Origin of the sequence: Caulobacter hibisci, from assembly GCF_016135805.1 — a bacterium.
Taxonomy (GTDB): domain Bacteria; phylum Pseudomonadota; class Alphaproteobacteria; order Caulobacterales; family Caulobacteraceae; genus Caulobacter; species Caulobacter hibisci.
On the sequence record NZ_JADWOX010000004.1, the window covers coordinates 161,299 to 187,685 of the forward strand.

At 68.9% G+C, this 26,387-nt stretch carries 20 protein-coding genes; 6 read left to right on the forward strand and 14 right to left on the reverse strand.

Annotation, left to right across the window (positions count from 1 at the left end; genetic code table 11):
• Positions 1-32: 32 nt before the first annotated feature.
• From I4Q42_RS08460 to I4Q42_RS08490, 7 genes are all read right to left on the reverse strand, one after another.
• Complete coding sequence (locus tag I4Q42_RS08460) at positions 33-557, reverse strand: flavin reductase family protein (protein WP_198575630.1); 525 nt, start codon at positions 555-557, stop codon at positions 33-35.
• Between the two features lie 214 nt (positions 558-771).
• Complete coding sequence (locus tag I4Q42_RS08465; RefSeq protein ID WP_198575631.1) at positions 772-3,390, reverse strand: TonB-dependent receptor plug domain-containing protein; 2,619 nt, start codon at positions 3,388-3,390, stop codon at positions 772-774.
• A gap of 403 nt (positions 3,391-3,793) precedes the next feature.
• Positions 3,794-4,711 carry a hypothetical protein gene (locus I4Q42_RS08470; protein WP_198575632.1) on the reverse strand — a complete coding sequence of 306 codons (918 nt, stop codon included), beginning with the start codon at positions 4,709-4,711 and terminating at the stop codon, positions 3,794-3,796.
• Positions 4,712-4,721: 10 nt separating this feature from the next.
• A complete protein-coding gene (locus I4Q42_RS08475; RefSeq protein ID WP_198575633.1) occupies positions 4,722-5,642 on the reverse strand; it encodes a glycosyltransferase family 2 protein in 921 nt (306 codons plus the stop codon).
• Positions 5,642-6,781, reverse strand: a complete 1,140-nt coding sequence (locus tag I4Q42_RS08480; protein ID WP_198575634.1) for a GNAT family N-acetyltransferase — start codon at positions 6,779-6,781, stop codon at positions 5,642-5,644. Before I4Q42_RS08480 ends, I4Q42_RS08475 begins: the two co-directional genes overlap by 1 nt.
• 67 nt (positions 6,782-6,848) lie before the next feature.
• Positions 6,849-7,346, reverse strand: a complete 498-nt coding sequence (locus I4Q42_RS08485; protein WP_198575635.1) for a GAF domain-containing protein — start codon at positions 7,344-7,346, stop codon at positions 6,849-6,851.
• 103 nt (positions 7,347-7,449) lie between these two features.
• A complete protein-coding gene (locus I4Q42_RS08490) occupies positions 7,450-9,777 on the reverse strand; it encodes a methyl-accepting chemotaxis protein (protein WP_198575636.1) in 2,328 nt (775 codons plus the stop codon).
• A 171-nt stretch (positions 9,778-9,948) separates the two neighbouring features.
• Here I4Q42_RS08490 and I4Q42_RS08495 point away from each other — a divergent pair, with 171 nt between their 5' ends.
• A complete protein-coding gene (locus tag I4Q42_RS08495) occupies positions 9,949-10,518 on the forward strand; it encodes a hypothetical protein (RefSeq protein ID WP_198575637.1) in 570 nt (189 codons plus the stop codon).
• Positions 10,519-10,545: 27 nt separating this feature from the next.
• Here the strand turns inward: I4Q42_RS08495 and mfd are convergent, their stop codons facing one another.
• Complete coding sequence (mfd, locus tag I4Q42_RS08500; protein WP_198575638.1) at positions 10,546-14,010, reverse strand: transcription-repair coupling factor; 3,465 nt, start codon at positions 14,008-14,010, stop codon at positions 10,546-10,548.
• A 66-nt stretch (positions 14,011-14,076) separates the two neighbouring features.
• Positions 14,077-14,370, reverse strand: coding sequence for an FAD assembly factor SdhE (locus tag I4Q42_RS08505; RefSeq protein ID WP_198575639.1), 294 nt, complete (start codon positions 14,368-14,370; stop codon positions 14,077-14,079).
• Positions 14,371-14,460: 90 nt separating this feature from the next.
• Between I4Q42_RS08505 and I4Q42_RS08510 the strand changes: the two genes are divergently transcribed.
• The 5 genes from I4Q42_RS08510 to mazG all read left to right on the forward strand — a co-directional run bounded on the left by I4Q42_RS08510 (position 14,461) and on the right by mazG (position 19,953).
• A complete protein-coding gene (locus tag I4Q42_RS08510) occupies positions 14,461-15,921 on the forward strand; it encodes a cobyric acid synthase (protein ID WP_198575640.1) in 1,461 nt (486 codons plus the stop codon).
• A 68-nt stretch (positions 15,922-15,989) separates the two neighbouring features.
• The gene (gene nhaA, locus I4Q42_RS08515; RefSeq protein WP_198575641.1) at positions 15,990-17,156 is read left to right on the forward strand and encodes a Na+/H+ antiporter NhaA; all 1,167 of its coding nucleotides are present in this window, start codon (positions 15,990-15,992) and stop codon (positions 17,154-17,156) included.
• Positions 17,157-17,178: 22 nt separating this feature from the next.
• The gene (locus I4Q42_RS08520; RefSeq protein ID WP_198575642.1) at positions 17,179-17,673 is read left to right on the forward strand and encodes a hypothetical protein; all 495 of its coding nucleotides are present in this window, start codon (positions 17,179-17,181) and stop codon (positions 17,671-17,673) included.
• An 89-nt stretch (positions 17,674-17,762) separates the two neighbouring features.
• A complete protein-coding gene (locus tag I4Q42_RS08525; RefSeq protein WP_198575643.1) occupies positions 17,763-19,169 on the forward strand; it encodes an MFS transporter in 1,407 nt (468 codons plus the stop codon).
• A complete protein-coding gene (gene mazG, locus I4Q42_RS08530) occupies positions 19,123-19,953 on the forward strand; it encodes a nucleoside triphosphate pyrophosphohydrolase (RefSeq protein ID WP_198575644.1) in 831 nt (276 codons plus the stop codon). Before I4Q42_RS08525 ends, mazG begins: the two co-directional genes overlap by 47 nt.
• A gap of 153 nt (positions 19,954-20,106) precedes the next feature.
• Here mazG and hflX read toward each other — a convergent pair whose 3' ends face one another.
• The 5 genes from hflX to I4Q42_RS08555 form a co-directional block, all read right to left on the reverse strand.
• Positions 20,107-21,459: a GTPase HflX gene (gene hflX / locus I4Q42_RS08535; protein WP_198575645.1), complete on the reverse strand. Its 1,353-nt coding sequence runs from the start codon at positions 21,457-21,459 to the stop codon at positions 20,107-20,109.
• A 13-nt stretch (positions 21,460-21,472) separates the two neighbouring features.
• Positions 21,473-21,721: an RNA chaperone Hfq gene (gene hfq / locus I4Q42_RS08540; protein WP_058348899.1), complete on the reverse strand. Its 249-nt coding sequence runs from the start codon at positions 21,719-21,721 to the stop codon at positions 21,473-21,475.
• A gap of 128 nt (positions 21,722-21,849) precedes the next feature.
• Entirely contained in the window at positions 21,850-22,713 is an 864-nt protein-coding gene (locus I4Q42_RS08545; RefSeq protein WP_198575646.1) for a D-amino-acid transaminase, read from the reverse strand.
• Between the two features lie 8 nt (positions 22,714-22,721).
• A complete protein-coding gene (gene ntrX / locus I4Q42_RS08550; RefSeq protein ID WP_198575647.1) occupies positions 22,722-24,110 on the reverse strand; it encodes a nitrogen assimilation response regulator NtrX in 1,389 nt (462 codons plus the stop codon).
• Entirely contained in the window at positions 24,107-26,350 is a 2,244-nt protein-coding gene (locus I4Q42_RS08555) for a sensor histidine kinase NtrY-like (RefSeq protein ID WP_198575648.1), read from the reverse strand. The genes ntrX and I4Q42_RS08555 overlap by 4 nt, the downstream gene beginning before the upstream one ends.
• Positions 26,351-26,387: the final 37 nt, after the last annotated feature.

Consider the following 26,387-nt stretch of genomic DNA (forward strand, 5'->3'; position numbering starts at 1 on the left):
CTGGAAAATCTAACCTCGCCTATGCGGCCCGGCTATTCGGCGTCGACGTGCACCCGGCGGAACCGGCCCTGCAGATAGACCAGCGGTTCGTGGTCGGGGTCGTAGCGCAGCTTGACCACGCGGCCGACATAGACCCGGTGGTCGCCGGCGTCGAAGACGTGGTGGGTCTCGCACTCGAAATTGGCCATGCAGCCGGGAAGGATCGGCACGCCGGTGCGCCAGGTCTCGGTGTCGATCCCGGCGAAGCGGTCGGTGTCCTTCTGGACGAACTGCTTGGCCAGGGCCTGGTGGTCGGCATGCAGCACGTTGACGGCGAAGCGGCCCGCCGCGTCGAGGGCCGACAGGCTGGACGACTTCAGGTCGACGCAGACCAGGGCCAGCGGCGGGTCCAGCGACACCGAGGTGAAGGAATTGGCGGTCAGGCCGACGCGGCGACCGTCCTCCCCCACCGTGGTGATGACCGTGACCCCCGTGGTGAAACACCCGAAAGCATCGCGCAGGGCGCGGGCGTCATGCGCGCCGCCTTCCCCAAGTTCAATCGTGACTGCCTGACTCATCGTGACCCAGCTGTGAGGCAAAGGCGGGCCTCCGGCAAGGGCGCGATCCCACGCGCAAGACGTCACGACACTCTAATGAAGTTTTTGCTTACTTGCTGATCAGCGCGTCCGCATCCCGGCGAGCGGAGGGTATAAAAGAAGACGGCCAGGAAACTCCTGGCCGCCTCCCCTATCGTCGCCGCCATCCGGTGGAGGCGGCCAGTGCTAGAAGCGCCTAGTATTTCACCTTCAGGCGCGCGTACCAGAACCCGCCGTTCATGCCGAACGGACCGCCAGAGCGCGGATAGATCTGGCCGTCGGCCGTGCTGCCGGTGATGGCGTAGATCGGGTTGGCGACAGTCGGGGCCAGCTTGTCCGGATATTCGTCGAACAGGTTATTGGCCCCGACGGTGACGGTGTACTTCTCCGCGACCGTATAGCTGATGTCGAGATCGGCGGTGACCTTCGCGCCGAACGTCTGGCCCGGATAGTCCTGGTTGGTGCTCCACTTGCTGTAGTAGTTGCCGCGGGCGTTGATCATGAAGCCGGCGATCTCGTAGCTCGCCGAGAGGTTGGCGCGATGCTTGGGCGTGATGTGCTCGATGTCGTAGATCCGATCGGGGCCGATCGCCACTGGGTCGGACTTGGTGACTTCGCTCTTGTTGTAGCTGTAGGCGAGCGTGAGGATCAGCGGGTTGTCCAGCAGCTCGGTGCGATAGCTGGCGACGGCGTCGATGCCCTTGGTCTCGGTATCGAAGCCATTGGTGAAATAGGCTACGGCGCCGCCCTCCCCGACCGCGGCGAGCGCGGGCTGGGCGATGATGTTGGCCGCGGTGACATCGAAGGTGCTGGTGATGCTGATGCGGTCCTTCACCTTGATGAAGTAGCCGTCGACGGTGAGGGTGAGGTTGCTGATCGGATTGAAGATGAACCCGACGCCGTAGTTGGTGGACTCTTCAGGCGTCAGGGTCTTGGCGCCGAAATACTGGGCGATGGCGCTGGTCACCGGATAGGTGCCGGTCTGGACCTGATCACCGCCAGGCGAGAAGGCGGTCGTCAGGATTTCAGTGGCGCTCTGCCCGGGAGACGGGGCGTGGAAGCCGGTGCCGACGGTGCCGCGCACCGAGAACATGTCCGACACCTTGTAGAGAGCGTTCACCTTGCCCACCACGGTGTCGCCGAAGGTGTCGTAGTCCTCGTAGCGTCCGGCGACGCCGACCGTGAAGGCCTCGGTGACGTCGGTCTCGGCGCCCACATAGATGCCGTAGTTGCTCTGAGTGGTCGTCTTCGCCGACGCCGGGCTGGTGCCGCCGTAGCCGCTGGCGCCGGGCGACTGCGACGCCGACTCCGCCACGGGGTTGGCGCCCGTGGTGAGCGAGCGGGTGTAGACGCCGGGCGAGACCTGCACGTACAGCGGCTGTACGGCGTAGGGACCCGCGGCGTAGGACTGCAGGTCGCCAGCGGTCTGCTCGTACTCTTCGTGTCGGAACTCGGCGCCGCCCGAAAGGGTGATCGGGCTCGCGAAACCGACTTCCAGGGGATAGGTCAGGTCGAGGTTCAGGTTGGTTTCACGTTGGATCAGCTTGCCGAACTTGAACGACGTCTGGCTGTTCGGGCCGAAGGACGCGTTGAGCGACTGGGTCATCGCCAGATCGAGCGAGTTCTTGGCCACCGTCGCCGACAGGTCGTAGGTCAGGCCGCTGTCGGCCTTACCCTTGACGCCCATCGTGCCGTAGAACTGTTCGACCTCGCCCTGGAAGCGCGGGGTGAAACCCGCCGGATAGATGGATGTGAAGCTGAAGGTGTTGCCGTCCTTGACGAAGCCGCCCGCGGGGCAGGTGGCGTTGCCGACCGGACAGGGCGTCAGGTAGATCGGGGCGAAGGACCCGTTGCGACCGGGCGAGCCCGTGGCGGGCGTGCCGGTGCCGTTGTCGATCGCCAGCGGCGTGGGGGCCGAGATCGGCGAGCGATAGTTGAAGCTCTGGTCGGCTTCGCGATGCCCGACGTTGGCCGTCAGGTAGATGCTGGTGTTGTCGCTGACGTCGTAGGCGGAGTTGAGGAACAGCTTGTAGCCGTTGGTCGGCGACGAGCCCCAGATCTGCGCCGGGCCGGGATAGTTGGGCAGTTGGTTGGCCAGGGCGGGGTTGTTCGCCGCGAAGACGGCCGCGATGGGCCGGGTGGCGCCGCGGCTGGTCTCGCCGTCGTCGAAATACTCGCCCGACACGTTGACGAAGCCGGAGTCGAACAGCTTGAAGCCGGCGTTGACGGCGAACTGATAGCTCTCGCCGTCGCCGGCATAGGTCTGGCCATAGCGCGCCTGGGCCTCGAAGCCGCTGTCGCTGTCGCGCAGGCCGTAGTTGATGACGCCGCCGATGGCGTCGGAGCCGTATTGGGCGGTGGCGCCGTCACGCAGGATCTGCAGGTTCTTGACGGCGATCGACGGGATCATCGACAGGTCGACGGCCTGGGCGCCCAGCGACAGGGCCGTGTCGCCGCCGGTGACCACCTGGACCAGCGCCGAGCGGTTGTAGCGCTTGCCGTTGATCATCACGAGCACCTGGTCGGCGCCGAGGCCGCGCAGGGACGGCGCGCGCACGAAGGTCGAGGCGTCGGAGATGGTGTTCTGCGGCACGTAGAACGACGGGACGAGGTTCTTGACCACGTCCAGCATGTCGGCGGCCGGCTGGCGGGCGAGTTCTTCACCGCCGAAGACATCGATCGGGGACGGCGAGTCGACCACCGACCGGTCGGTTCTGCGCGTGCCGAGAACGATGACGGTGTCGACCTCGGTCGCGGATGGTTCGGCCGGCGCGGCTGGTGCATCGGCCGCGCTAGCCAGGCTGGCATAGGCCAAGGTCAGAGAAAGAGCTGAGATACCCGAAAGCAAAATAGTCCGTGAGCACTTAGTCATGCATATCCCCTCGTGGCGCTATGCGCGCGCGTTTGCTTTCTCCGTGGTGCTTCCCGGTTTCAGTGTTCTTATTGGGTAATAAAGATCGGGCGATACATTCGAAGAATGTCGCTATTGAAACAGTTCTTCAGACCCGAAACTTCCGCAATAGCCGCGGCCGTCATCGGGGCGTAACGGAGCCCTCAGGCGCGCGGGCGCCCCTTTACACGGCGCCCGCCATGACTTTTTCGCAGAACAATGATCATGATTGCGGCGCCGAAGACGGGCCGAGGCCGAGATGGACTCTCAGCGCAGCCGGACGGGACCGCGAGCGCGGGGCGTCCCGGCGTCGATAGGCCGGTTGGACCTAGGCCTGATCCACCAGCACGCCCGGTCGGGCGGCGTCGAGCCCGAAGGTCACCGGCAGATGGCGCACGTGCGGGGTCTGCAGGTTCAGGGCCTTGGCGCCGCGGGCGATGGCCAGCTTGCCCAGCGCCGTGGGGCCGAAGCCGGCCTGGACCTTGGGATTGGCGCCCAGCCGGCGGCGCAGCACGCCGTTGGCGTAGATGACATTGGCGCGCATCAGGGCAGGCGGGGTCATGAATTCGATTGAGACCGAGACGTTCAGCATCGGGCCGTTCTCGATCCGGTGCGGGGCGTTCTGCTTCCAGGTGACCATGGTCCCCGGCGTCATCTCGACGGCCTGGGCGCCGGCGTCCCACGACGGCTCGAAGGCGAACTGCTCGGCGGTCTCGCGCAGCACGATTTTCTCGAGCGCCAGGTCGCCGACATAGGGATCGGCCACGGGATAGACCCAGACCTTCTTGACGCCGCGGATCTGCCACAGCGACACCAGCGGCACGTCGAGATGGTAGAAGACCTGGGCGTTGGCGCTGCTGATCAGCATGCCCAGATCGCGCTTGAAGGTCTTCAGGCCCGGAACCTCCCTCTCCTTCTCGGCGAAGATCTCGTCGCAGAGGGCGGCGTATTCGGGGACGTGGTCGTTGGTGTGGCGCAGGTTCAGCCAGATGCGGCCGGCCTTGGCGGCTTCCAGCAGTTGGTCGCCCGACAGATTGCCCGGCGAGCCCTTGCGCCAGGTGGTCCAGGCCTTGGGATCCTCGCCCATGGTGAAGACGCCGAGCAGCTCGCGCGGATAGAGGTCGAGCAGACGCGCCAAGCCCTCGTCGTCGAACATCGGCCGCTCATGCAGGCCGTGCTTGAAGACGAGGTTCTCGCGGCCGAAGGCCTTGGCCTTCTCGGGGGTCCAGTCGTGGATGATGGTCATGACGCCAGCCTCACGCCGATTGTCCGTAGAAGTGGATCTTGAAGGGACCCCACCACAGGGTTTTGCCCAGGCCGCGGGCGGCGCGGTCGAGCCATTCGGCCCGGTCGCCGGCGCGGGTTAGCCACTTGAAGCCGGCCACGACCCCGAACAGGGCGGCCTGGACGACGCCGACCGCCATCCAGCGGGCGACCCCTGCCCTGTCCGGCGGCACGGCGGCGGCGCAGTGGGCCGAGGGACCCTGGCCGTAGGCGAAGGCGCGGCGGATCGTGTAGTCGAGGGTCAGGCGCGCGGGCAGCGGGTCTTCCCAGACCCACGCTTGCGGCTCCCAGGCGAAGACCGCGCCGGCCGCCTGCATGTGGCCAAACAGCATGTCGTCCTCGCCGCCGATCTGGTTGCGCTCGGCCGCGAAGGGGGCGAGCGGATCGGGCAGGCTGGCGCGTCGCAGCAGGCTGTCGCCGCAGCCGTAATAGTGGTCGATGACGCCGGCCTCGTCGGGACCGACGCGCGAGAAGAACCGCTCCAGATAGTCGCGGTGCGCGGTGACGCTCTCCGGCGCGCGGCCGCGGACGGGACCGAAGACGACGTCGGCGGCGTAGCGAGCTTGCGCGGCCAGCAGCGCGGCCAGCCAGCCGGCCGGCGCCTCCTCGTCGTCGTCGAGGAAGGCGATGAATTCGCCCGAGGCCTTGGCCATGCCGGCGTTGCGGGCGTTGGCGACCCCGGCGCGGGGCTCGTGCACGTAGTGGACGGGGAACGGCGCATCGGCCGCCAGGGTCTCGGCGACGGGCTTGGCGGAGGGCGACTGGTCGTTGTCGACGATCACGAGCTCGAGCTCGGCGTGATCCACCCCGGCCTGGGCCAGGACCGAGCGGGCCGCGACGGCCAGGCCGCCGAGCCGACGCTGGGTCGGGATCATGATCGTCACGCGGGCCATCAGACCTCCACTATCGCGTTTCGCCGACGGCCCTGGGAGGCGACGGCGTCGACCAGGCCCTTCACCCGTCCGCCCATGGTGAGTTCGGTCGAGGTGATGATGTCCATGCGTCGCCGCAGGCGGGCCACCGGACCTTCGCCATTGGCCCCGGCCAGGGCCCAGACGCCTTCGACCGAATGGGCCACGCGACCGGCCATGCTCGATGCCGTGGCCGCGCCGTCGGCGATCAGGGTCTGGGTCAGGCCGTAGGAGTGCTTGTAGTGGTCCGAGCCAGGCCCCAGGTCGTAGCGCGTCAGACCCAGTCCCGGCATGGCCGCGATGGCCCGCATGAAGAAGATCTGGCCCGGCGACCAGGCCGCGAAGGCCGGATTATTGGAGGCGATCCACGGGTGATAGACCGCGCCCTGGCGCACGCCGAAATGGCCCGCCACCAGCTGGCCGCCGGCATAGAGGTTGATCATCAGGCCACGGAAGTCGCCCTGGCGAGTCTCGAACAGCGACTGGAAAAGGCCGCGCGTCCATTCCGGACGCAGAAAGTCGTGGATGCCGGTGCGCTCGATCTGCTCGCGCTTCCAGGCGATCAGCTGGTCGAAGGCCTCCTGCGAGACGTCGTCGGCGGTCAGCACCAGTTCGCCCATCTCGCGGGCCAGCTTGTTGTCGAGGCGGCGGTAGTTCTTGATCTTCTTGGGGCTGCCCGAGCGGATGGCCTCCAGATAGGCGTCGACGTCGTCGCCGATGTCGATGACGTAGGCCGGAATGGTCGCCTGGGCGGCGAAGGCGTCGGCCGGATCGACGAGGCCGGTGTAGCGGAACACGGCCAGGTCGGCGGCGCGCAGCACCTGGCCCGCGTCGATCTCGACGCCCGGCTTGGCGACAAGGCCGTGATAGTCCGACAGCGGCGCGCCGATCGGCCGGGCGACGCCGCCGGGCCGGCGATGGTGCGGCAGGAAGCCGACGATCTCGCCGCCGCGACGGATCACGGCGACCCGCGCATCCTCGCGCACCTTGCCGACGGCCAGGGTGAAGTCGGGACCCAGCAGCGGGCTGGCCAAGGCCGGATCGGCCTCGGCGAAGGCTCGCCAGAGCGCCAGATCGGCCGGGGCCAGATCGGCGGGTTGCAGGGTCTCGACGTCCAACATGTCCACCTGTCCTAATCCGGCTAGGCTAAGGAATGATGGAAACAATCCTGCAATCTAGAGGCCAGGATCACGCCGCAAAGGTCGCGCCCAAGATGCGTTCCAGCCAGGTCTGGTCGACCTCGTCGAAGGCCGCCGGACGGTCGGAATCCACGTCCAGAACGGCCAGCAGCGCGCCTTCGCGGTCGAATACCGGGACGACGATCTCGCTGGCAGAGCGGCTGTCGCAGGCGATGTGGCCGGGGAAGGCGTGCACGTCCGGGACAAGCTGGGTCTGGCCCGTGGCGGCGGCCACGCCGCAGACCCCGCGCCCGAAGGCGATGCGCAGGCAGCCGAGCGAGCCCTGGTAGGGACCGACGACCAGCTCGCGTTCCTTGGCCGGATCGACGACGTAGAAGCCGGTCCAGAAATAGTGATCGAAGCTGTTGGCCAGCATCGAGGCCACCGTCGCCATGCGGGCGGTCAGGTTGGCCTCGCCGTCGAGCACCGAGGCGATCTCGTCGGCCACCTCGGCGTAGCGGGCGGCCTTGTCGGCGGAGAGGGTCTTGTCGTTGAAAGCTTCAGCCATGGGCCGGATATAGCGCGATCGTGCGCGGAAGCGAGCCCCCGCGCACGACCTTTTGTCCAAGCTTCACCTTATCATTTCGGGCGCGGCCCGAAACGGGACAAGATCAGAATTCTTCCCAGTCGCCCGGACGCGATTGCGGGGCGACCTTCAAGGCGTTGGCGCCCTGGACGTAGCGGTCGCGGAAGGCTTCGCGGCGCGGCGCGGCGGGTTGGCGGGGCGCCTCGCGCGGACGCAGGTCGCGAACCTCGGCGCCGACCTGGAAACGGCCGATGAGGCGTTCGAGCTCGGCGGCCTCGCTGGACAGGGCGTGGCTGGCGGCGGTCGACTGCTCGACCATGGCCGCGTTCTGCTGGGTCACCTGATCCATCTGGTTGACGGCGACATTGACCTCGGCCAGGCCCACGGCCTGCTCCTTGGCCGACGAGGCGATCTCGCCGACCAGGGCGTTGATCTCCGAGACCTGCTCCATGATCTGCTGCAGGGTCTCGCCGGTCTCGCCGACCAGGCGCACGCCCTTGCCGACCTCGTCAGTGGAGGCGCGGATCAGGCCCTTGATTTCCTTGGCGGCGTCGGCGCTGCGCTGGGCGAGCGCGCGAACTTCCTGGGCGACGACCGCGAAACCACGTCCAGCCTCGCCGGCCCGCGCGGCTTCGACGCCGGCATTGAGGGCCAGGAGGTTGGTCTGGAAGGCGATCTCGTCGATGACGCCGATGATCTGGGTGATCGACTGCGACGACTTCTCGATGCCGCCCATGGCCTGGACAGCCTCGCGGACGACGCGGCCGCTCTTCTCGGCGTTGGCCTTGGCGCTTTCGGTGACCTGACGGGCGCGCTCGGCGCCGTCCGAGCTCTTGCGCACGGTGGCGGTGATCTGGTCGAGGGCGGCGGCGGTCTGCTCCAGGCCCGCGGCCTGGCGCTCGGTGCGCTGGGCCAGGTCGTCCGAAGCGTGGCTGATCTCGGCGCAGCCGGTGCGGATGCTCTGGGCGGCCGACAGGATGCCGGCCATGGTCTGCTGCAGGCTCTCGACGGCGGCGTTGAAGTCGCGCGGCATCTTGCGGGCGTCGCCGGCGAAGCCGTCTTCGCGCATGCGCCAGATCAGGTCGCCGTCGGCCAGCTTCTCCATGCCTTCGCCGAGGGTGGCGACGGCGGCGGCCTGGGCCTTGGCGAAGGCCTCGGCCTCTTCGGCGTGGCGCTGGCGCTCGATCTCGGCGGCGGCGCGTTCGGCCTCCTGCTCGGCGCGGCGGCGCTGGCCATCGGCCAGGTCGTGGCGGAAGCCGTCGAGGGCGCGGGCGATGGCGCCGATCTCGTCGCCGCCGGTCACGCCGGGCACTTCCTGGTCGTAACGGCCGGCGCTGAGGGCGTCGACCGACTGGGTCAGACCCGACAGCGGCTTGCGCACCAGGCTGGCGCTGGCGAGGAATAGGGACAGCAGCACGGCGGCGGTGATCACCAGGCCGCCGATGAACAGGATCATGGCCAGGCGATTGGCAGGGCCGGTGATGGCCGAGCGCGGCACGTCCATGACCAGAACCCAGGTGGTGTTGAGCTCCGGCATGGCGATGGGGCGGATCATGCGCTCCATCTCCTCGTCGCCGACCTTGACCCCGCCGAACAGCGCGGCCTCGCCGCCGCTCAGGGCGGCCTTGACCTTGTCGGCGCCGGCGTCGGCATAGGCCGTGGTGCGCTTGTCGGCGTCGGGGTGGGCCACCCACTTGCCGGCCGCCGACAGCAGCATGACGCGGCCGCCGCCCAGAGGCTTCAGTTGTTCGAGGCGCTTGGAGACGCCGTCCAGCGACAGGTCGACGCCGGTCGCGCCGAGGAACTGGCCGCCGACCATGGCCGGATAGACCACCGAGGTCATCAGCTCGGTCTTGCCGGCCACCACGTAGGGATAGGGCTCCAGCAGGGCCGCCTTATGGGTGTCGCGCGGGATCGTGTAGTAGGGCTGGGTGTATTCGTTGCCTTCGTTGAGCGGCTGGAACACCACCTTGCCGTCGGCGTGCACCCAGTACGGGGTGAAGCTGCCGTCGGGGTTGGCGCCCATGTCGGTCTGGCCGGCGAACTCGGCGTCGCGGCCGTCCAGGGCGTTGGGGGCGGCCATGAACCAGCTGCCCATGACGATGGGCGTGGCGTCGGCCTGGGGCCGCAGCATCTCGATATAGGTCTTGCGGTCGCGCAGGCCGGCCTGATGGGCGGCGGCGATCGAGCCGGCGGTCGAGCGCGAGGTCGCCTCGACGCGGCCGATCTCGGTGCGGATCTGCTCGATGGCGTCGTCGGCCACGGCGTCGGCATAGCGGTGCGTCAGGCCCGCGACGATGCCGGAGGTGTGCATCGACACCGCCAAGGCGGCCGCGATCAACAGCAGGCCAATGGCGAGACCCGCCACCGTCACCAGCTTCCACGCGATGGTCAGCCGACCGAACGCCTTCATAAGAGAATCTCCGCAGCCCGAGCCCTAGCTTGGTTGTGGAGGTCGATTCCTAACGGCGCTTTAACCGAGGTTAACCTGCGACAATCTGGCGCCCCGGCGCTTGCATCGCGCACGCGGCCGTGAAAAATCCGGGGTATCTGGAAACCAGCGCCTCAGCCGCGCAATCAAATCATGTGGGACTTCCATAGCCGCCGGGAATGGTGGCGCCGTCACCGATACGACGGGACCCAGCTTTCCAGCTGGACGGGACCTATCAAGCTCGATTTCCGCATCCGCCGCCATTTTGGGATGGCCACCGGGACGACCTACCAGTTCGCGGTCGGCGCATGGCCCGACACGCTAAGCGAGAGTCTGGTCGTCAGCGAAGGCGCCTTCGACTTCCTGGAGCCGCCTTTGCGCCGAGCCTGGCCGCAGATGCATCCTTACGCCCGCTATGGGGCAAGCCTCATACCGGCCGAAGCCCGTGTCGCCTTCATCGAGGCGCTGCGGCGGGAGAAGGCCCGCCTGCGCAGGCTTCGCTACGCGGCCGCTCTCGCGAGCCCTCGTCGCCTGCTGTCGCGGCGGTTCGATACGTTCTCGCCACCGTTCATCAACGGTTCTTGCGGGTATGAAGCCGGCGAGATCAGGCAGGAATTCGCACGCAATCCCCTGCTCTATTTCCAGCTGGCGGACCTCTTCGAAAGCCTGGCGACCTGGCTGGACAGCACGCTCGACCAAGAGGTCAGCCTGCTGGGCATTTGAGCCCTGGGGCGACGCCGATGCGCCGCCCTAGGCCTTCGCCAACTTCACCAGCTGCGCCAGGATCTTCTCGGCCGCGTCGAGACGCTGCGCCGGCTTGTCCCATTCGCCTTTGACGACGACCTTCTGGTCGGGACGGGCCTTCCAGATCAGGCTGTTCTTGCCGATGAACTGCATCAGGGCCAGCGGGTTGGCGAACTCGTCGTTGCGGAAGCTGAGCACCGCGCCCTTGGGGCCGACGTCGATCTTGCCGACATTGGCCTCGCGGCACATGCCCTTGATGCCGACGACCTTGAGCAAGGAGTCGGTTTCGGCCGGCAGCGGGCCGAAGCGGTCGATCATCTCGGCGGCCAGGGCCTCGCGGTCTGCTGCCTTCTCGGCTTCCGACAGGCGGCGGTACAGCGACAGGCGCACATTGAGGTCGGGCACGTAGTCGTCGGGGATCATCACGGCCGCGCCGGTATTGATCTGCGGCGACCAGGCGCGGTCCTCCAGCAGGGCCTCGGCGCCCTGGCGTTCGCGCAGGGCCGCCACGGCGTCCTCCAGCATCTGCTGGTACAGCTCGACGCCGATCTCCTTGATGTGGCCGCTCTGCTCGTCGCCGAGCAGGTTGCCGCCGCCGCGCTGGTCGAGGTCGTGGCTGGCCAGTTGGAAGCCGGCGCCCAGGCTGTCGAGCGATTGCAGCACCTTCAGGCGCTTCTCGGCCGACAGGGTGATCTGCTTCTCGGCCGGCGTCGTCAGATAGGCGTAGGCGCGGGCCTTGGAGCGGCCGACGCGGCCGCGGATCTGGTAGAGCTGGGCCAGGCCGAACATGTCGGCGCGGTGCACGACCAGGGTGTTGGCCGACGGGATATCGAGCCCGCTCTCGACGATCGTCGTGGCGAGCAGCACGTCATACTGCCCCTCGTAGAAGGCGGTCATCACCTCTTCCAGCTGGGTGGCGCTCATCTGGCCGTGGCCGACGACGTACTTGATCTCCGGCGCCTGGGTGCGGAGGAACTTCTCGATGTCCTCAAGGTCCTTCAGGCGCGGCACGACGTAATAGGCCTGGCCGCCGCGATACTTCTCGCGCAGCAGGGCCTCGCGCACGGTGACGGCGTCGAAGGGGGTGATGTAGGTGCGCACCGCCAGGCGATCGACCGGCGGGGTGGCGATGATCGACATCTCCCGGATGCCCGACAGCGCCATTTGCAGAGTGCGCGGGATCGGCGTCGCGGTCAGGGTCAGCATGTGCACGTCGGCGCGAAGCTCCTTGAGCTTCTCCTTGTGCTTGACCCCGAAGTGCTGCTCCTCGTCGACGATCACGAGGCCCAGGTCCTTGAAGGCGACCTGCTTCGACAGCACCGCGTGCGTGCCGACGACGATTTCCAGCTGACCGTTGGCCAGGCCCTCGCGGGTGTCGGCGGCCTCCTTGCCGGTGACCAGTCGCGACAGGCGGGTGACCTTGATCGGCCAGCCCTGGAAGCGCTCCTTGAAGGTCTTGTAGTGCTGGCGGGCCAGCAGGGTCGTCGGGCAGACGATGGCCACCTGCTTGCCGCTCATGGCCACGACGAAGGCGGCCCGCAGGGCGACTTCCGTCTTGCCGAAGCCGACATCGCCGCAGATCAGGCGGTCCATCGGCTTGCCCGACGACAGGTCTTCCAGCACGTCGTGGATGGCGTTGAGCTGGTCGTCCGTCTCCTCGTAGGGGAAGCGGGCGCAGAACTCGTCGAACACGCCCGACGGCGGATCGGTCTCCTCCACCGACTTCAGCGAGCGGGCGGCGGCGATCTGGATCAGGCCCTCGGCCATGATCCGCAGGCGCTCCTTCGCCTTGGCCTTGCGGCCCTGCCAGGCCGCGCCGCCCAGCTTGTCGAGCTGGACGTTCTCGCCGTCGGCGCCGTAGCGGGTGAGCAGGTCGATGTTCTCGACCGGCAGGTAGAGCTTGGCCTCGCCGCCATACATCAGGTCTAGGCAGTCGTGCGGCGCGCCCTGGACGTCGAGGGTCTTCAGGCCTTCGTAGCGGCCGATGCCGTGATCGATGTGAACGACGAGGTCGCCTGGGGTAAGGGCCGAGGCCTCGGCCAGGAAGTTGGCGGCGCGGCGCTTCTTGCGCGGACGGGCCAGGCGATCCCCGAGGATATCGGTCTCGGAGATGACCGCCAGGCTCTCGGTCTCGAAGCCGCTGTCGAGCGGCAGGACGACGCGTTGCGGGACCTTCGGATCGTTGGCCTTGGCCGCCTGCCAGTAGCCGGCGAACGGCACCTTCTTCAGGCCGTGGTCCGACAGCATGGTCCCGAGGCGCTCGGACGAGCCTTCCGACCACGAGGCGAAGAGGACGCGTTTCCCCTCCCCCGCCAGCTTCTTGGCGTGGTCGGCGGTGGCCTCGAACAGGTTGACGCTGTCCTGGGCGCGCTCGGCGGCGAAGGTGCGGCCCAGCTTCGCGCCCATGTCGACGACGTCGAGGCCCTGGGGCTGGAACGGCGTGAACTGGCGGTGCGGACGGTCGGACAGCGCCTCGTCCCACTCCTGGGCCGTCAGGTAGAGGGCGCGCGGCTCCAGCGGGCGATAGGCCGACTTGCGATCGGCGGCGGCGCGGGCGTCGTAGGCGTCGGCGATCATCGCCAGGCGCTCGTCGCGGGCCTCGGCGGCCTGGTGGTCGACGCCGACCAGGGCGCCGGCCGGCAGGTAGTCGAAGATCGTCGCCATCCGCTCGTAGAACAGCGGCAGCCAGTGCTCCATGCCGGCGCGGCGGCCGCCGTCGCTGACCGCCGCGTAGAGCGGATCATCGCCCGGCGCGCCGAACAGGCGAACGTAGGAGCCGCGGAAGCGCGACACGGCGTCGGCGTCGAGCAGGGCCTCGCTGACCGGCAAGAGCTCGATCGACTTCAGCTGCTTGGTCGAGCGCTGGGTCTCAGGATCGAAGGCGCGGATGCTTTCCAGCGTGTCGCCAAACAGGTCCAGCCGCACCGGCTCCTCGGCCGAGGACGGATAGACGTCGATGACGCCGCCGCGGATGGCGAACTCGCCGCGCTCGGAGACGGTGGAGGCGCGGGCGTAGCCGTTGACGGCGAAATAGCGCTCCAGGTCCTTGATATCGACCGATTGGCCGACCTTGGCGCTGTAGCTGGCGCGGAGCAGGACCTCCTTGGTCGGCACGCGCTGCAGCAGGGCCGGCGCAGCGACGACCAGCATGGCCGGCTTGCCCTGGCCCAGGCCATTGGCCAGGCGGTGCAGGGTGCACATGCGGGTGGCGGCGACGCCGGCCGAAGGGCCGATGCGGTCGTAGGGAAGGCAGTCCCACGAGGGCAGCAGCACCGCCTCGATCTCGGGAGCAAAGAACTTCAGGGCGTCGATGAAGGCGCTGGCCCGGGCGGTGTCGCGGGCGACGAACGCCGTCAGGCCGCCGCGGGCGCGGGCGACGTCGGCCATCACCAGGGCGTCGAAGCCCTCCGGGGCCCCGGCCAGGGTCAGGCCGCCGGCGGCCTTGGCGATCTGTTTGGCGTCGTAGGCCATGCTGCTCTTCAACTATGGGCGACGGATAAGTCGCCAGGACGCAATTGGTTCAGGCGCCGTCGCCGCCTAAGCGCCGTCACCGATGGGCCGCGAGTCGCGGGCCTCGAAGCGGAACTTGCGGATCATGGCCATGATCTCGGTCTCGAAAGCCTCGGGCGTGGCCTCCTGGCCGACGATCCAGGCGTAGATCTCGCGATCCGACTGTTCGAGCAGGGCTTCCAGCACGTCGAGCTGGTCGGGGGTCAGGTTCGGGCCATGCGTATCCGCGAACGGCCCCAGAATGAGGTCCGCTTCACGAAAGCCGCGGTGCCAGGCCCGAAACTTCAGCCGCCGGAGGCGGGCGTCGTGATCGATGGTCATGCGGTCGCCGATATAGAGCGCGCCGGGGCCGCGCGCCAGCGCCGCCGCATCGATTGACCGAAGCTGCTGACGGCTTTAGGCGCGGAGACCATGGCTTCCTTGATGATCCAGGGCTGCGGCTCCGACGTCGGCAAATCGACCCTGGTCGCGGGGCTGTGCCGACTTTTCGCCAATCGCGGGCTCGTGGTGCGGCCGTTCAAGCCGCAGAACATGTCCAACAATGCGGCCGTCACCGCCGACGGCGGCGAAATCGGCCGGGCCCAGGCGCTGCAGGCCGTGGCCTGCCGCACGCCGGCCAGCGTCCACATGAACCCGGTGCTGCTGAAGCCGCAGAGCGACATCGGCGCCCAGGTGGTGGTCCAGGGCCGCGTGGTGGGCGCCTACAAGGCCCGGGCGTTCCAGGACCTGAAGCCGGACCTCTTGGCCACGACGCTGGACAGCTATCGCCGCCTGGCCGCCGAGGCCGATCTTGTGCTGATCGAAGGCGCCGGCAGCCCGGCCGAGACCAACCTGCGCAAGGGCGATATCGCAAACATGGGCTTCGCCCATGCCGCCGACGTGCCCGTGGCCCTGGTCGGCGACATCGACCGGGGGCATGTGATCGCGGCCCTGGCTGGCGCCCACCTGGTGCTCGACGAGGCCGATCGGGCGCGGATCAAGGGCTTCATCATCAACAAGTTCCGGGGCGATCCGGCGCTGTTCGACGACGGCCGGCGCGATGTGGTCGAGCGGACCGGCTGGCCGGACCTGGGCCTCGTGCCGTGGCTGCCGCCGGTGCGCTTCCTGCCAGCGGAAGACGCCGTGGTGCTGGAGCGGCCGGCGGCGGCTTCGGAAGGTCGCCGCGCCAAGCTGGTCGTGCCGATGCTGTCGCGGATCGCCAATTTCGACGACTTCGACCCGCTGCGGAACGATCCGGCCATCGATCTGACGTTCTTGCCGCCCGGCGGCGTGCTGCCGGCCGACGCCGACCTGGTGATCCTGCCGGGGACCAAGGCGACGCTGGCGGACCTGGCCTTCCTGCGCGCCCAGGGCTGGGACGTCGATATCCTCGCCCACGCCCGGCGCGGCGGGCGGGTGCTAGGCGTCTGCGGCGGCTACCAGATGCTGGGGCGGACGGTGAGCGATCCGGGCGGCGTCGAGGGCCCGCCGGGTTCGGCGCCGGGCCTTGGCCTGCTCGACGTCGATACGGTGCTGGCCGGCGACAAGACGGTGCGGCCCGTCAACGGGCGACTGGCCGAGGGCGCGGCGTTCGAAGGTTACGAGATCCATGTCGGCCGCACGACCGGCGCCGGCACGCAGCGGCCGTTGCTGACGATCGACGGCCACGGTCCCGACGGCGCCGTATCGGCCGACGGCCGGATCGCCGGCGGCTACGTGCACGGCCTGTTCGACAAGGCTTCGGCGCGAACCGCCCTGCTCGCCCCGCTCGGCGTCGCCGCCGACGGCCAGGACCAGTCGGCGCGGGTCGATGCGGCGCTCGACGAGATCGCGCAGTTCCTGGAGCGGTCGCTCGACATCGCCGCCATCGCCCGCATCGCTGGGCTGCCCTGACCGGTTTCCCTGGCCCCGGCCGTCACCGGCGGCCAGACTGCGCGGGACGAATCCAGCCGGGAGCCGCCATGCCCTCCGTATCCGCCCTGCGCGCCTTCCTTCGCAGCGAAGCCGCCGGCGGGGTGCTGCTGATGATCGCGGCGGCCGCGGCCCTGGTCGTGGCCAACTCGCCGTTGGCCGACGGCTATTTCCACGCCCTGCACGCCTATCTCGGCCCGCTGTCGGTCGAGCACTGGATCAACGACGGCCTGATGGCGGTGTTCTTCCTGCTGGTCGGGCTGGAGATCAAGCGCGAGGTCGTGGCCGGCGAGCTGTCGACCTGGTCTCGCCGCGCCCTGCCCGGCGTCGCGGCCCTAGGCGGGATGATCGTGCCGGCCCTGGTCTACCTGCTGGTCGCCCGCGATGCGCCGGACGTCCGGGCCGGCTGGGCGATCCCGGCGGCGACCGACATCGCCTTCGCCCTGGGAGTGCTGTCGCTGCTGGGCCCGCGCGTGCCGGGGACGCTGAAGATCTTCCTGGCGGCCCTGGCGATCATCGACGACCTGGGCGCCATCCTGATCATCGCCTTCTTCTATACCGACCACCTGACGCTGTGGGCGCTGGGCGGCGCGGCCGTCGTGCTGGCGGCTCTGGTCGCGCTGAACCGACTGAAGGTGACGGCGCTGTGGCCCTACCTGCTGCTGGGCGCTGTGCTGTGGGTGCTGTTCCTGAAGTCCGGGATCCACGCCACCCTGGCCGGGGTGCTGCTGGCCATGACCATTCCGCTGTCGCCCGACCACGGCCGCTCGCCGCTGCACCGGCTGGAGCATGGTCTGAACCCTTGGGTCGCCTATCTGATCGTGCCGGTGTTCGGCTTCGCCAACGCCGGGGTGGCGCTGGGCGGGCTGGACGCCTCCGCGCTGGCAGCGCCGGCGACACTCGGAGCGGCGCTGGGCCTCTTCATCGGCAAGCAGGCGGGCGTCTTCGCCTTCAGCGCGGCGGCCATCGCTCTCGGCCTGGCGCGCAAGCCTTCCGGCGCGACCTGGGCTCACCTCTACGGCGTGGCGGTGCTATGCGGCGTCGGCTTCACCATGAGCCTGTTCATCAACACCCTGGCCTTCGACGCAGAGATCCTACGCGAAGAGACCAAGATCGGCGTGCTGGCGGGCTCTCTGCTATCGGCCCTGCTGGCCTGGCTGGTTTTCGTTCTGGCGCGCCCCAGGACTGGCGCTGGAGTGACGGCGGCTCCACATTAGATCGACGTTCAGGAGCTTCCCCATGCTGCGTCTCGTGTTCGCCGTCGCCGCGCTCGCCCTGCCCGCCGCTGCTTCGGCCGCGCCGCCGACGGTCTCCGTGGTGGAGGTGAGCATCGGCCCGGACCTCGCCGCCAAGGCCGACGTGCTCGGCGCGCGCGAGTTCGACTTCCTGAGCGCCGATCTCAAGCGCACGGTCGAGCGCCGACTGGCGCACAAGGGCGCCCTTGCGGCAGAAGGCGGGCGCCTGACCCTGGTCATCGAAGACGCCGAGCCCAACCGCCCGACCTTCCGTCAACTCGGCGCCAAGCCGGGCCTGTCGCTGGAGAGCTTCGGCGTGGGCGGCGCGCGGATCTCCGGCGACTATGTCGGCCCCGACGGCGTGCGCACGCCGATCCGCTACAGCTGGTATCAGACCGACATCGCCCAATCGGCCGGCAAGGTCACCTGGACCGACGCCCAGATCGCTTTCGCACGCCTGGCCCGCCGCATCGGCGACGGCAGCCTGAGCCGCGACTGACCCGCCGCCCACGCGGCGCCCGGCTTGCCAGATCTCTCGACGCAGCGTCTGATCGCGCAAGCGCCCACAGATGCGCCAGGGGAGTACGCATGACCGCCGAGCCGCGACGATCCAACGCCGTCCTGGCCGCCTATGCGTCGCCGACCTTGCCGCTGGCGGGCCTTGGCCTGCCGCTGGTGGTCTATCTGCCCGAATATTACGTCAGCGAGCTGGGCCTTTCGCTGTCGGTCGTCGGGACCGCCTTCCTGCTGGTGCGGCTGGCCGACATCATCCTGGATCCGATCCTCGGCGGCCTGATGGACCGCACCCGCACCCGCTGGGGCCGCTTCCGCCCCTGGCTGATCGCCAGCGCCCCGCTGCTGATGGCCGCGTCCTACGCCCTGTTCATGGCCAAGCCCGGGATCGGGCCGATCTTCCTGTGGTCGTGGCTGATCGTCGTCTATGTCGGCTACTCGATGGCGGTGCTGGCGCAGACGGCGTGGGGCGCGGTGCTGTCGCCAGACTACCAGCAACGCTCGCGGATCTACGGGTTCTGGAGCGCCGGCAACGTGATCGGCATGATCCTGGTCCTGCTGCTGCCGCCGCTGGTCGCCTTCGCCTTCAAGGGCGACCACGCCGCGGGCATCGCGGCCATGGGCTGGTTCATCATCGTGCTGACGCCGCTGACGGCGCTGCTGGCCAGCGTGGTCGTCGGCGAGCCGGCCGCCCCGCCCCAGCGCCACGAGGCCGGCCTCAAGCAGTATCTGGGCCTGCTCAAGCGCCCGAGCGTGCAGAAGCTGCTGGCGGCCGACCTGCTGATGGGCCTGGCGCCGGGCATCGGCGGGGCGCTGTTCTTCTTCTTCTTCGAGCGGATCAAGGGCATCCCCAAGGATCAGGCCGGGATCCTGCTGCTGATCTATTTCGTCGCCGCCCTGGCCGGCGCGCCGCTCTGGCCGTGGCTGGCCAAGACCCTGGGCAAGCACCGGGCGCTGGCGATCGCCGGGGTCATGTACGCCGTCTTCCAGATGGCCGCGATCCTGACCCCCTCGGGCATGAACCTGTTCGGCGTGGCCGTGCTGGTGCTGGCCGGCCTGCCCTACTCCGCCGCGCCGCTGCTGGTGCGCTCGATGATGGCCGACATTGGCGACGAGGAGCGGCTCAATACCGGTATCGACCGCACCGGCCTGCTCTATGCCGTGGTCAATGGCACGGTGAAGCTGGGCTTCGCCCTGGCCATCGGCGTCTTCCTGGTGCTGGAAAAGCTCGGCTTCGACCCCAAGGTGCCCAGCGCTCAGGGCGATGCGGCGCTGGTGACGCTCTACACCGCGGTGCCGGCCGCGCTGGGGGTGCTGGTCTGCCTGATCATCGTGCGCTATCCGCTGGACGCCAGACGCCACGCCGAGATCCGCGCCCAACTGGACGCGCGCGACGCCGCCGAGGCCGCCAACGCCGCCGCAGACACGAGCTCCCATGACCGCCGCCCCGACGCCCGCCCCGCGCCCTCTCCAGCCGAGTGAGGAGCATCCGCTCTTCACCCTGGTGGAGATCATGGCCCGCCTGCGCGATCCGCTCCACGGCTGCCCGTGGGACGTGGAGCAGACCTTCGCCACCATCGCCCCCTACACGGTCGAGGAAGCCTACGAGGTCGCCGACGCCATCGAGCGGAACGATCTGGCCGACCTGAAGGAAGAGCTGGGCGACCTGCTGCTGCAGGTGGTGTTCCATTCGCGCATGGCCGAAGAGCAAGGTGCCTTCGACCTGGCGAACGTGGCCCAGTCGATCTCCGACAAGATGATCCGCCGCCACCCGCACGTGTTCGGCGACCACGCCTATGACGATCTGGCCGATCAGAAGGCCGGTTGGGAAGAGCTGAAGGCCCAGGAGCGCAAGGCCAAGAAGAAGGGCGGCGTGCTGGACGACGTGCCGGCCGGCCTGCCCGCCCTGACCCGCGCCGTGAAGCTGACCAAGCGCGCCGCGCGCGTCGGCTTCGACTGGCCCTCGACCGACGAGGTGCTGGCCAAGCTGGCCGAGGAAGTCGCCGAACTGCAGGTCGAGATCGAGGCCGGCGACCAGGCCAAGGCCCGCGAGGAGCTGGGCGACATCCTGTTCGTCTGCGCCAACCTGGCCCGCAAGCTCGACGTCGAGCCCGAGGACGCCCTGCGCGCCACCAACGCCAAGTTCGCCCGCCGCTTCGCCTTCATCGAGGCGGAACTGGCCAAGGACGGGCGCACGCCAGATCAGTCGGACCTGGCGGAGATGGACGGGCTTTGGGACGCGGCGAAGGCGGCTGAGCGCAAGTAGCCCTTCTCCCAGAGGGAGAAGGTGGCGCGAAGCGCCGGATGAGGGGTTACGCCGTGAGCCGGCGTGCCGGCACGACGTCGGCTCCGTCACCCCTCACCCTCCCATTGCTTTGCAATGGGCCCCTCCCTCTCCCCTCCGGGAGAGGGACAGGTTCTACTCCCCGATCGGCATCACCCACACCGTCGGGAACTGCCGCTCGAACCGCCCCAGCGCCTGCGGGTCCAGGCGGGCCACGAGGCGGATCTCGCCGTCTTCCTGGTCGATGCGCTCGGTTACCCGGCCGTTGCGGTAGATCCAGGCCAGGGCTTCGCCGTCGGCCGGGGTCAGGCGCAGGGCCATCGGCGGGGTGTCGTCGATCAGGCCGCCGACGCGCTTGAGCAGCTCGGGGCAGCCCTCGCCGGTGACGGCCGAGACCGCCGAGGCGTCGGAACGCTTGGCGCGGCCTTCGAGGATCTCGCGTTCCTCGCCCTCGACCAGGTCGATCTTGTTCCAGACCTCGACGACGGTCTTGCCCTCATCGGCCGTGACCTTCAGCTCGTTCAGCACCGACTGGACGTCGCGGGCCTGAGCATCGGTGTCGGGGTTGGCGACGTCGCGGACGTGCAGCACCACGTCGGCCTCCTGCACTTCCTCGAGGGTGGCGCGGAAGGCCTCGACCAGTTCGTGCGGCAGGTCGGAGATGAAGCCGACGGTGTCGGACAGGATGGCCGGGCGGCCGTCGGGCAGCTTGACCGTCCGCAGGGTCGGGTCGAGCGTGGCGAACAGCATGTCCTGGGCCACGACCTCAGCATTGGTCAGGCGGTTGAACAGGGTCGACTTGCCGGCGTTGGTGTAGCCGACCAGAGCCACCGTCGGGTACGGGACCTTCTTGCGGGCGCTGCGGTGCAGGGTGCGGGTGCGGCGCACCTCGTCGAGCTCGCGCTTGAGCTTGCCGATGGTGCCGGCGATCAGGCGGCGGTCGAGCTCGATCTGGGTTTCGCCGGGGCCGCCGGTGTTACCGGTGCCGCCCCGCTGACGCTCAAGGTGGGTCCAGGTGCGGACGAGGCGCGAGCGCTCGTAGTCGAGCCTCGCCAGCTCGACCTGCAGCTTGCCTTCACGGGTGCGGGCGCGGCGGGCGAAGATCTCGAGAATCAGGCCCGTGCGGTCGACGACCTTGACCCCCAGGCCGCGCTCGAGATTGCGCTGCTGGACGGGGGTGAGCTGGTCGTCGAACACGGCGACGTCGATGTGCTCGACCTCGCAGATGGCCTTGAACTCGGCGATCTTGCCGCTGCCGAACAGGGTGGCGGGCGTGACGGTTCGCAACGGCGCGATGGCCGTTTCGACGACGTCGAGATCGAGCGCGACGGCGAGGCCGACGGCTTCTTCCAGACGTGCTTTCGGGTCACGCGCTTCCAGAGCGGCCTGCCCACGAGCAGGCCGCACCGGGTGGATCACGAACGCCTTCAGGATCGGGTCGGCGTGATCGATAAGTCCATCGGGGGACTTAGATGTGGATTTGGACAAAAGAGCCTTGGACTTAGTCGTCTTGATCGGCGCTGGGCTCATACAGCTGGACAGGCTGAGCCGGCATGATCGTCGAGATGGCGTGCTTGTAGACCAGTTGAGACTGGCCGTCGCGGCGCAGCAGAACGCAGAAGTTGTCGAACCAGCTGACCACGCCCTGCAGCTTCACGCCGTTGACCAGGAAGATGGTGAGCGGCGTCTTGGACTTGCGCACGCTGTTCAGGAAGGTGTCCTGAAGGTTTTGTTTCTTGTCGGCGGACATTGGGGATTCCCCTCATCGTTGATTTCGGAAGGCAACACGCCCTCCACACAAACAAGGTCATGCTAGAGCATTTTTCGCCGTTGGACATGTCCCCCCGGCAAATAAAGCACGCATGGCGGCGACCAGGACTAGATCGCCCCCGCCTTGGCCCGCTCGATATAGGCGCCCCGCAGGCGGCTCGCCACCGGCCCGACCGTTCCGTCGCCGACCTTGACGCCGTCGATCGTGACGATCGGCGTGACCAGGCTGCCGGCCCCGGTGATGAAGGCCTCCTTGGCGGCCTTGGCCTCTTCGACGGTGAAGGGACGTTCTTCGACCGGCAGGCCGGCCTCGGCGATGACGTCCAGCAGGGTCAGCCGGGTGACGCCGCGCAGGATGTTGGCCTGGGTGTCGCGGGTGCGCAGGCGGCCCTCGGCGTCGACGATCCAGGCGTTGGACGAGGCGCCCTCGGTGACCAGGCCCAGCTCGTCGACGAACCAGGCCTCGATGGCGCCGTGCTCGCGAGCGGCCTGCTTGGCCAGGGCGTTGGGCAGCAGGCCGATGGTCTTTATATCGCAGCGGCCCCAGCGGTTCTCGGGCACGGTGACGACGCCCGAGCCCTTGGCGGCCTTGGCCTCGGCGGCGACGCGATCGACCGACCGGGCGGTGATCACCACGGCCGGCGGCACTGCCGGGTTCGGGAAGGCGTGGTCGCGCCGGGCCACGCCGCGGGTGACCTGCAGATAGACCAGCCCCTCGCGCACCTGGTTGCGGCGGATGGCCTCGCGCAGCACGATCGTCAGGGACGCCTCGCTCATCGGATGGGCGATGCGCAGTTCGTCGAGGCTGCGCCACAGGCGGGCGAAGTGGCCGGCGGCGTCGGCCAGCTTGCCGTCGAACACCGCCCAGACTTCATAGACCCCGTCGGCCAGTTGGTAGCCGCGGTCCTCGATGTGGACGGCGGCCTGGCCGTGACGCACGAATCGGCCGTTGACGTAAGCGAAACGCGACATCGGGGTCCTTACTCTTCTTCCTCGCCGCGGCCGCCGGCCACGCCCAGGGACTTCAGCTTGCGGTGCAGGGCCGAGCGCTCCATGCCGATGAAGTTGGCCGTGCGCGAGATGTTGCCGCCGAACCGCAGGATCTGGGCGTTGAGATATTCGCGCTCGAACAGCTCGCGGGCCTCGCGCAGCGGCAAAGCGATGATCCGCTCGGCGCCGATCGCGCCCGAACCGCCGCTGGCCGGCTGCTCCGAAGCGTTCAGCATCTCGGCGGTGATCAGGTCGCCCGGCTCGCCGGCCGCCAGGATCAGCATGCGCTCGACGTTGTTGCGCAGCTGGCGGACGTTGCCGGGCCAGGCTTGGACCTGAAGGGTCGCCAGGGCGTCCTCGCCCAGGCGGCGGCGCTGCATGCCGGTGGCCTCGGCGATGCGTTCGACGAAATAGGAGATCAGCTCGGGGATGTCCTCGCGCCGCTCGGCCAGGCCCGGCACGCGCACCGGCACCACGTTGAGGCGGTGGAACAGGTCCTCGCGGAAGCGGCCGGCGGCGATCTCCTCGCGGAGATCCCGGGACGTGGACGAGATCACCCGCACGTCGACCTGGACGTCGTTGTCGCCGCCGACGCGGCGGAAGCGCTGCTCGACCAGCACCCGCAGGATGCGGCTCTGGGTCTCGCGCGGCATGTCGGCCACTTCGTCGAGATAGAGGGTGCCGCCGTGGGCCCGCTCGAACACGCCGATCTTGCGCGGACGGCCGTTCTCGCCCTCCTCGCCGAACAGCTCGACGTCGAGGCGCTCGGGGGCCATGCCAGCGGCGCTGACGGCCACGAACTCGGCCTTGGTGCGGGCGCTGGCGCCGTGGATCAGGCGGGCGACCAGTTCCTTGCCCGAGCCGGGCGGGCCGGCGACCAGCACGCGGCTGTTGGCCGGGGCGACCTTGGCGATCATCTGGCGCAGGGCCTGGGCGGCCTGCGACTTGCCCATCAGGCCGTCGGAGGCGAAGCTCTGGGCTCGCAGCCGGCGGTTCTCGCGCTTGAGATTGGCCGCCTCCAGGGCGCGCTCGACGATCAGCAGCAGCCGGTCGGACTTGAACGGCTTCTCCAGGAACTCGTAGGCGCCGCGCTTGATGGCGCTGACGGCGGTCTCGATGTTGCCGTGGCCCGAGATCATGATCACCGGCAGGTCGGGATCCAGGCTCTTGACCATGTCGAGCAATTCGAGCCCGTCCATGCCGCCGCCCTGCATCCAGATGTCGAGGACCAGCAGGGCCGGCTTGCGGGCGCGGATGGCCGCCAGGGCCTGGTCGGAATCGGCGGCCGTACGCACGGCGTAGCCCTCATCCTCCAGGATCCCGGCGACCAGATCGCGGATGTCGACCTCGTCGTCGACCACCAGCACGTCGGCGCTCATGTCATCTCCTCTACGCCGTGGACGGAAGGCGCGGCGGCGAGCCGCGCCGACGCCGGGAACTTCAGGACGACGCGCGCGCCGGCGTGGCCGTGTGCGTCGGTGAGGACCAACTCGCCGCCATGGTCCTCCATGATCCGCTTGACGATGGCCAGGCCGAGGCCCGTGCCCTTCTCGCGGGTGGTCACATAGGGTTCGGCCAGCCGGTCGCGATCCTTGGCCGGCAGGCCCACCCCGTTGTCCTCGACGACGATGCAAAGCGACTCGTCGTCGGCGACCAGGGTCGCGTCGATGCGGCCGCGGGGCTCGGGCGAGGCCAGGCGGCGCGCGCCGACCGCTTCGCCGGCGTTCTTGAGGATGTTGGTCAGGGCCTGGCCGACCATGCGGATGTCGCAATTGACCCACACCGCCCCGCCCGGCTCGTCGATGACGACGTCGGTGTCGGCGTCGACCACGCGCTGGGCGAAGACGCCGGCCCGCAGCAGCTCGGCCAGGTCGGCCGGGGCGAAGCGCGGCGCGGGCATGCGGGCGAAGGCCGAGAACTCGTCGACCATCCGGCCGATGTCGCCGACCTGGCGGATGATGGTGTCGGTGCAGCGGTCGAAGGTCTCGAGGTCGCCGGTGATGTCCTTGCGGTACTTGCGGCGGATGCGCTCGGCCGACAGCTGGATCGGGGTCAGCGGGTTCTTGATCTCGTGGGCGATGCGGCGGGCGACGTCCTTCCAGGCGGCGTTGCGCTGAGCGGCCATCAGGCGGGTGACGTCGTCGAAGGTCAGGACCTGGCCCTCGGCGGCGTGGCCGGCGGCCCGCACCCGCAGGCGCAGGGTCTCGCCGCCGCGCACGACGTCGATCTCGACCTCGGCGTTGGGACGGCCCTGGCCGATCTCTTCCAGCACTTCGGCAAATTCCGGCGCGGCCTCGACCAGATCCTGGCCGACCGCGGCGTCGTCGAGCGCCAGCAGTTCGCCGGCCCGGCGGTTGAGGGCCGAGATCCGCCCCGCCCCGTCCAGGCTGATGACGCCGGCGCTCACGCCCGAGAGCACCGTCTCGATGAACTGGCGGCGGGCCTCGGCGTCCAGGTTGGCGGTCTTCAGGGCCGCCTGCTGAGTCTGAAGATCGGCGGTCATCATGTTGAAGGCGTTGGACAAGGCCCGGATTTCCTCAGGCCCCAGCTCGGCGTCGACCCGCGCGTCGAGGTCGCCGGCCGAGACTCGGCCCGCCGCCTGGACCAGGCCCGAGACGGGCGCGGCGATCGAATTGGCGGCGGCGATGCCGACCCAGACGGCCGCGACCAGCACCAGCAGCGCCGTCTCGGCATAGCTGAGACCGAAGATCGCCTGGATCCGCGCCCGGTTCTCGGCGGCGTCGCGATAGGAGATCAGCGACTCCTCGGACTCGATCAGGTGAGCCAGGATGCCCTTGTCGATCGGCCGGGCGACGTAGAGATAGCCATCCGGAAAGCCCTTCAGCTTGTAGAGCGCCCGAAACAGGTCTTCGGAGACGAAGCGCTGCGAGGTGATCTCGCCGGTGTCGGTCCAGCGGAAGCTGGAGGGCGGCGGGGCCAGGAACGGCGGGGCGTCCTGCGACTCGGCGCGGGCCAGGATGCGGCCGTCGCGGTCGAGCACATAGGCCGACGAGAAGCCGTTGTCCTCGGCCAGGGTCTTCAGGAAGTGGCCGAAGGCGACCGGCGACTCGGCCATGGCCGGCGCAGCGCTGTTCAGCACCGTCGCCATCGGGCCCATGTGCTGGCTGATGTAGTTGGTCTGCTCGGACACGTAGGAGCGGGCAACGGTGGCCGAGTTCTCGACCACGGTCGTCACCCGCTTGCTGAACCAGCCGTCGACGCCGCGATTGACCAGCACGCCGAAGAACAGGGCGACGATGACGGCCGGGGCGACAGCGGCCACCGAGAACAGGCCCACGAACCGCAGGTGCAGGCGGGCGCCGGCGTCGCTGGAGCGGGCGTCGATCAGGTCGAGCAGCCGCCAGCCGACGATGGCGGCGATGCAGAGGATCAGGGCGAGGTTGAAGCCCAGCACCACCAGGATCACGGTGCTGGCGGGGCCGATCGGTCCGGTGGTGGGTGGCGACGACGCCAGGCCGACGCCGGTGGCCGTCAGTATGGCCGCGAGGATATAGCCGCCGCCGAGGACGTAGCGTGACCTCAAAAGCTCACGCCACCACAGCCGACTGAACCGGCGGGGGCGGTCTTCCGATTCCGAAACTGGCGGGATCGACGTCATTGGCGTGAGTTTAGGGCGGGGTGTGCCCTAAACTCAA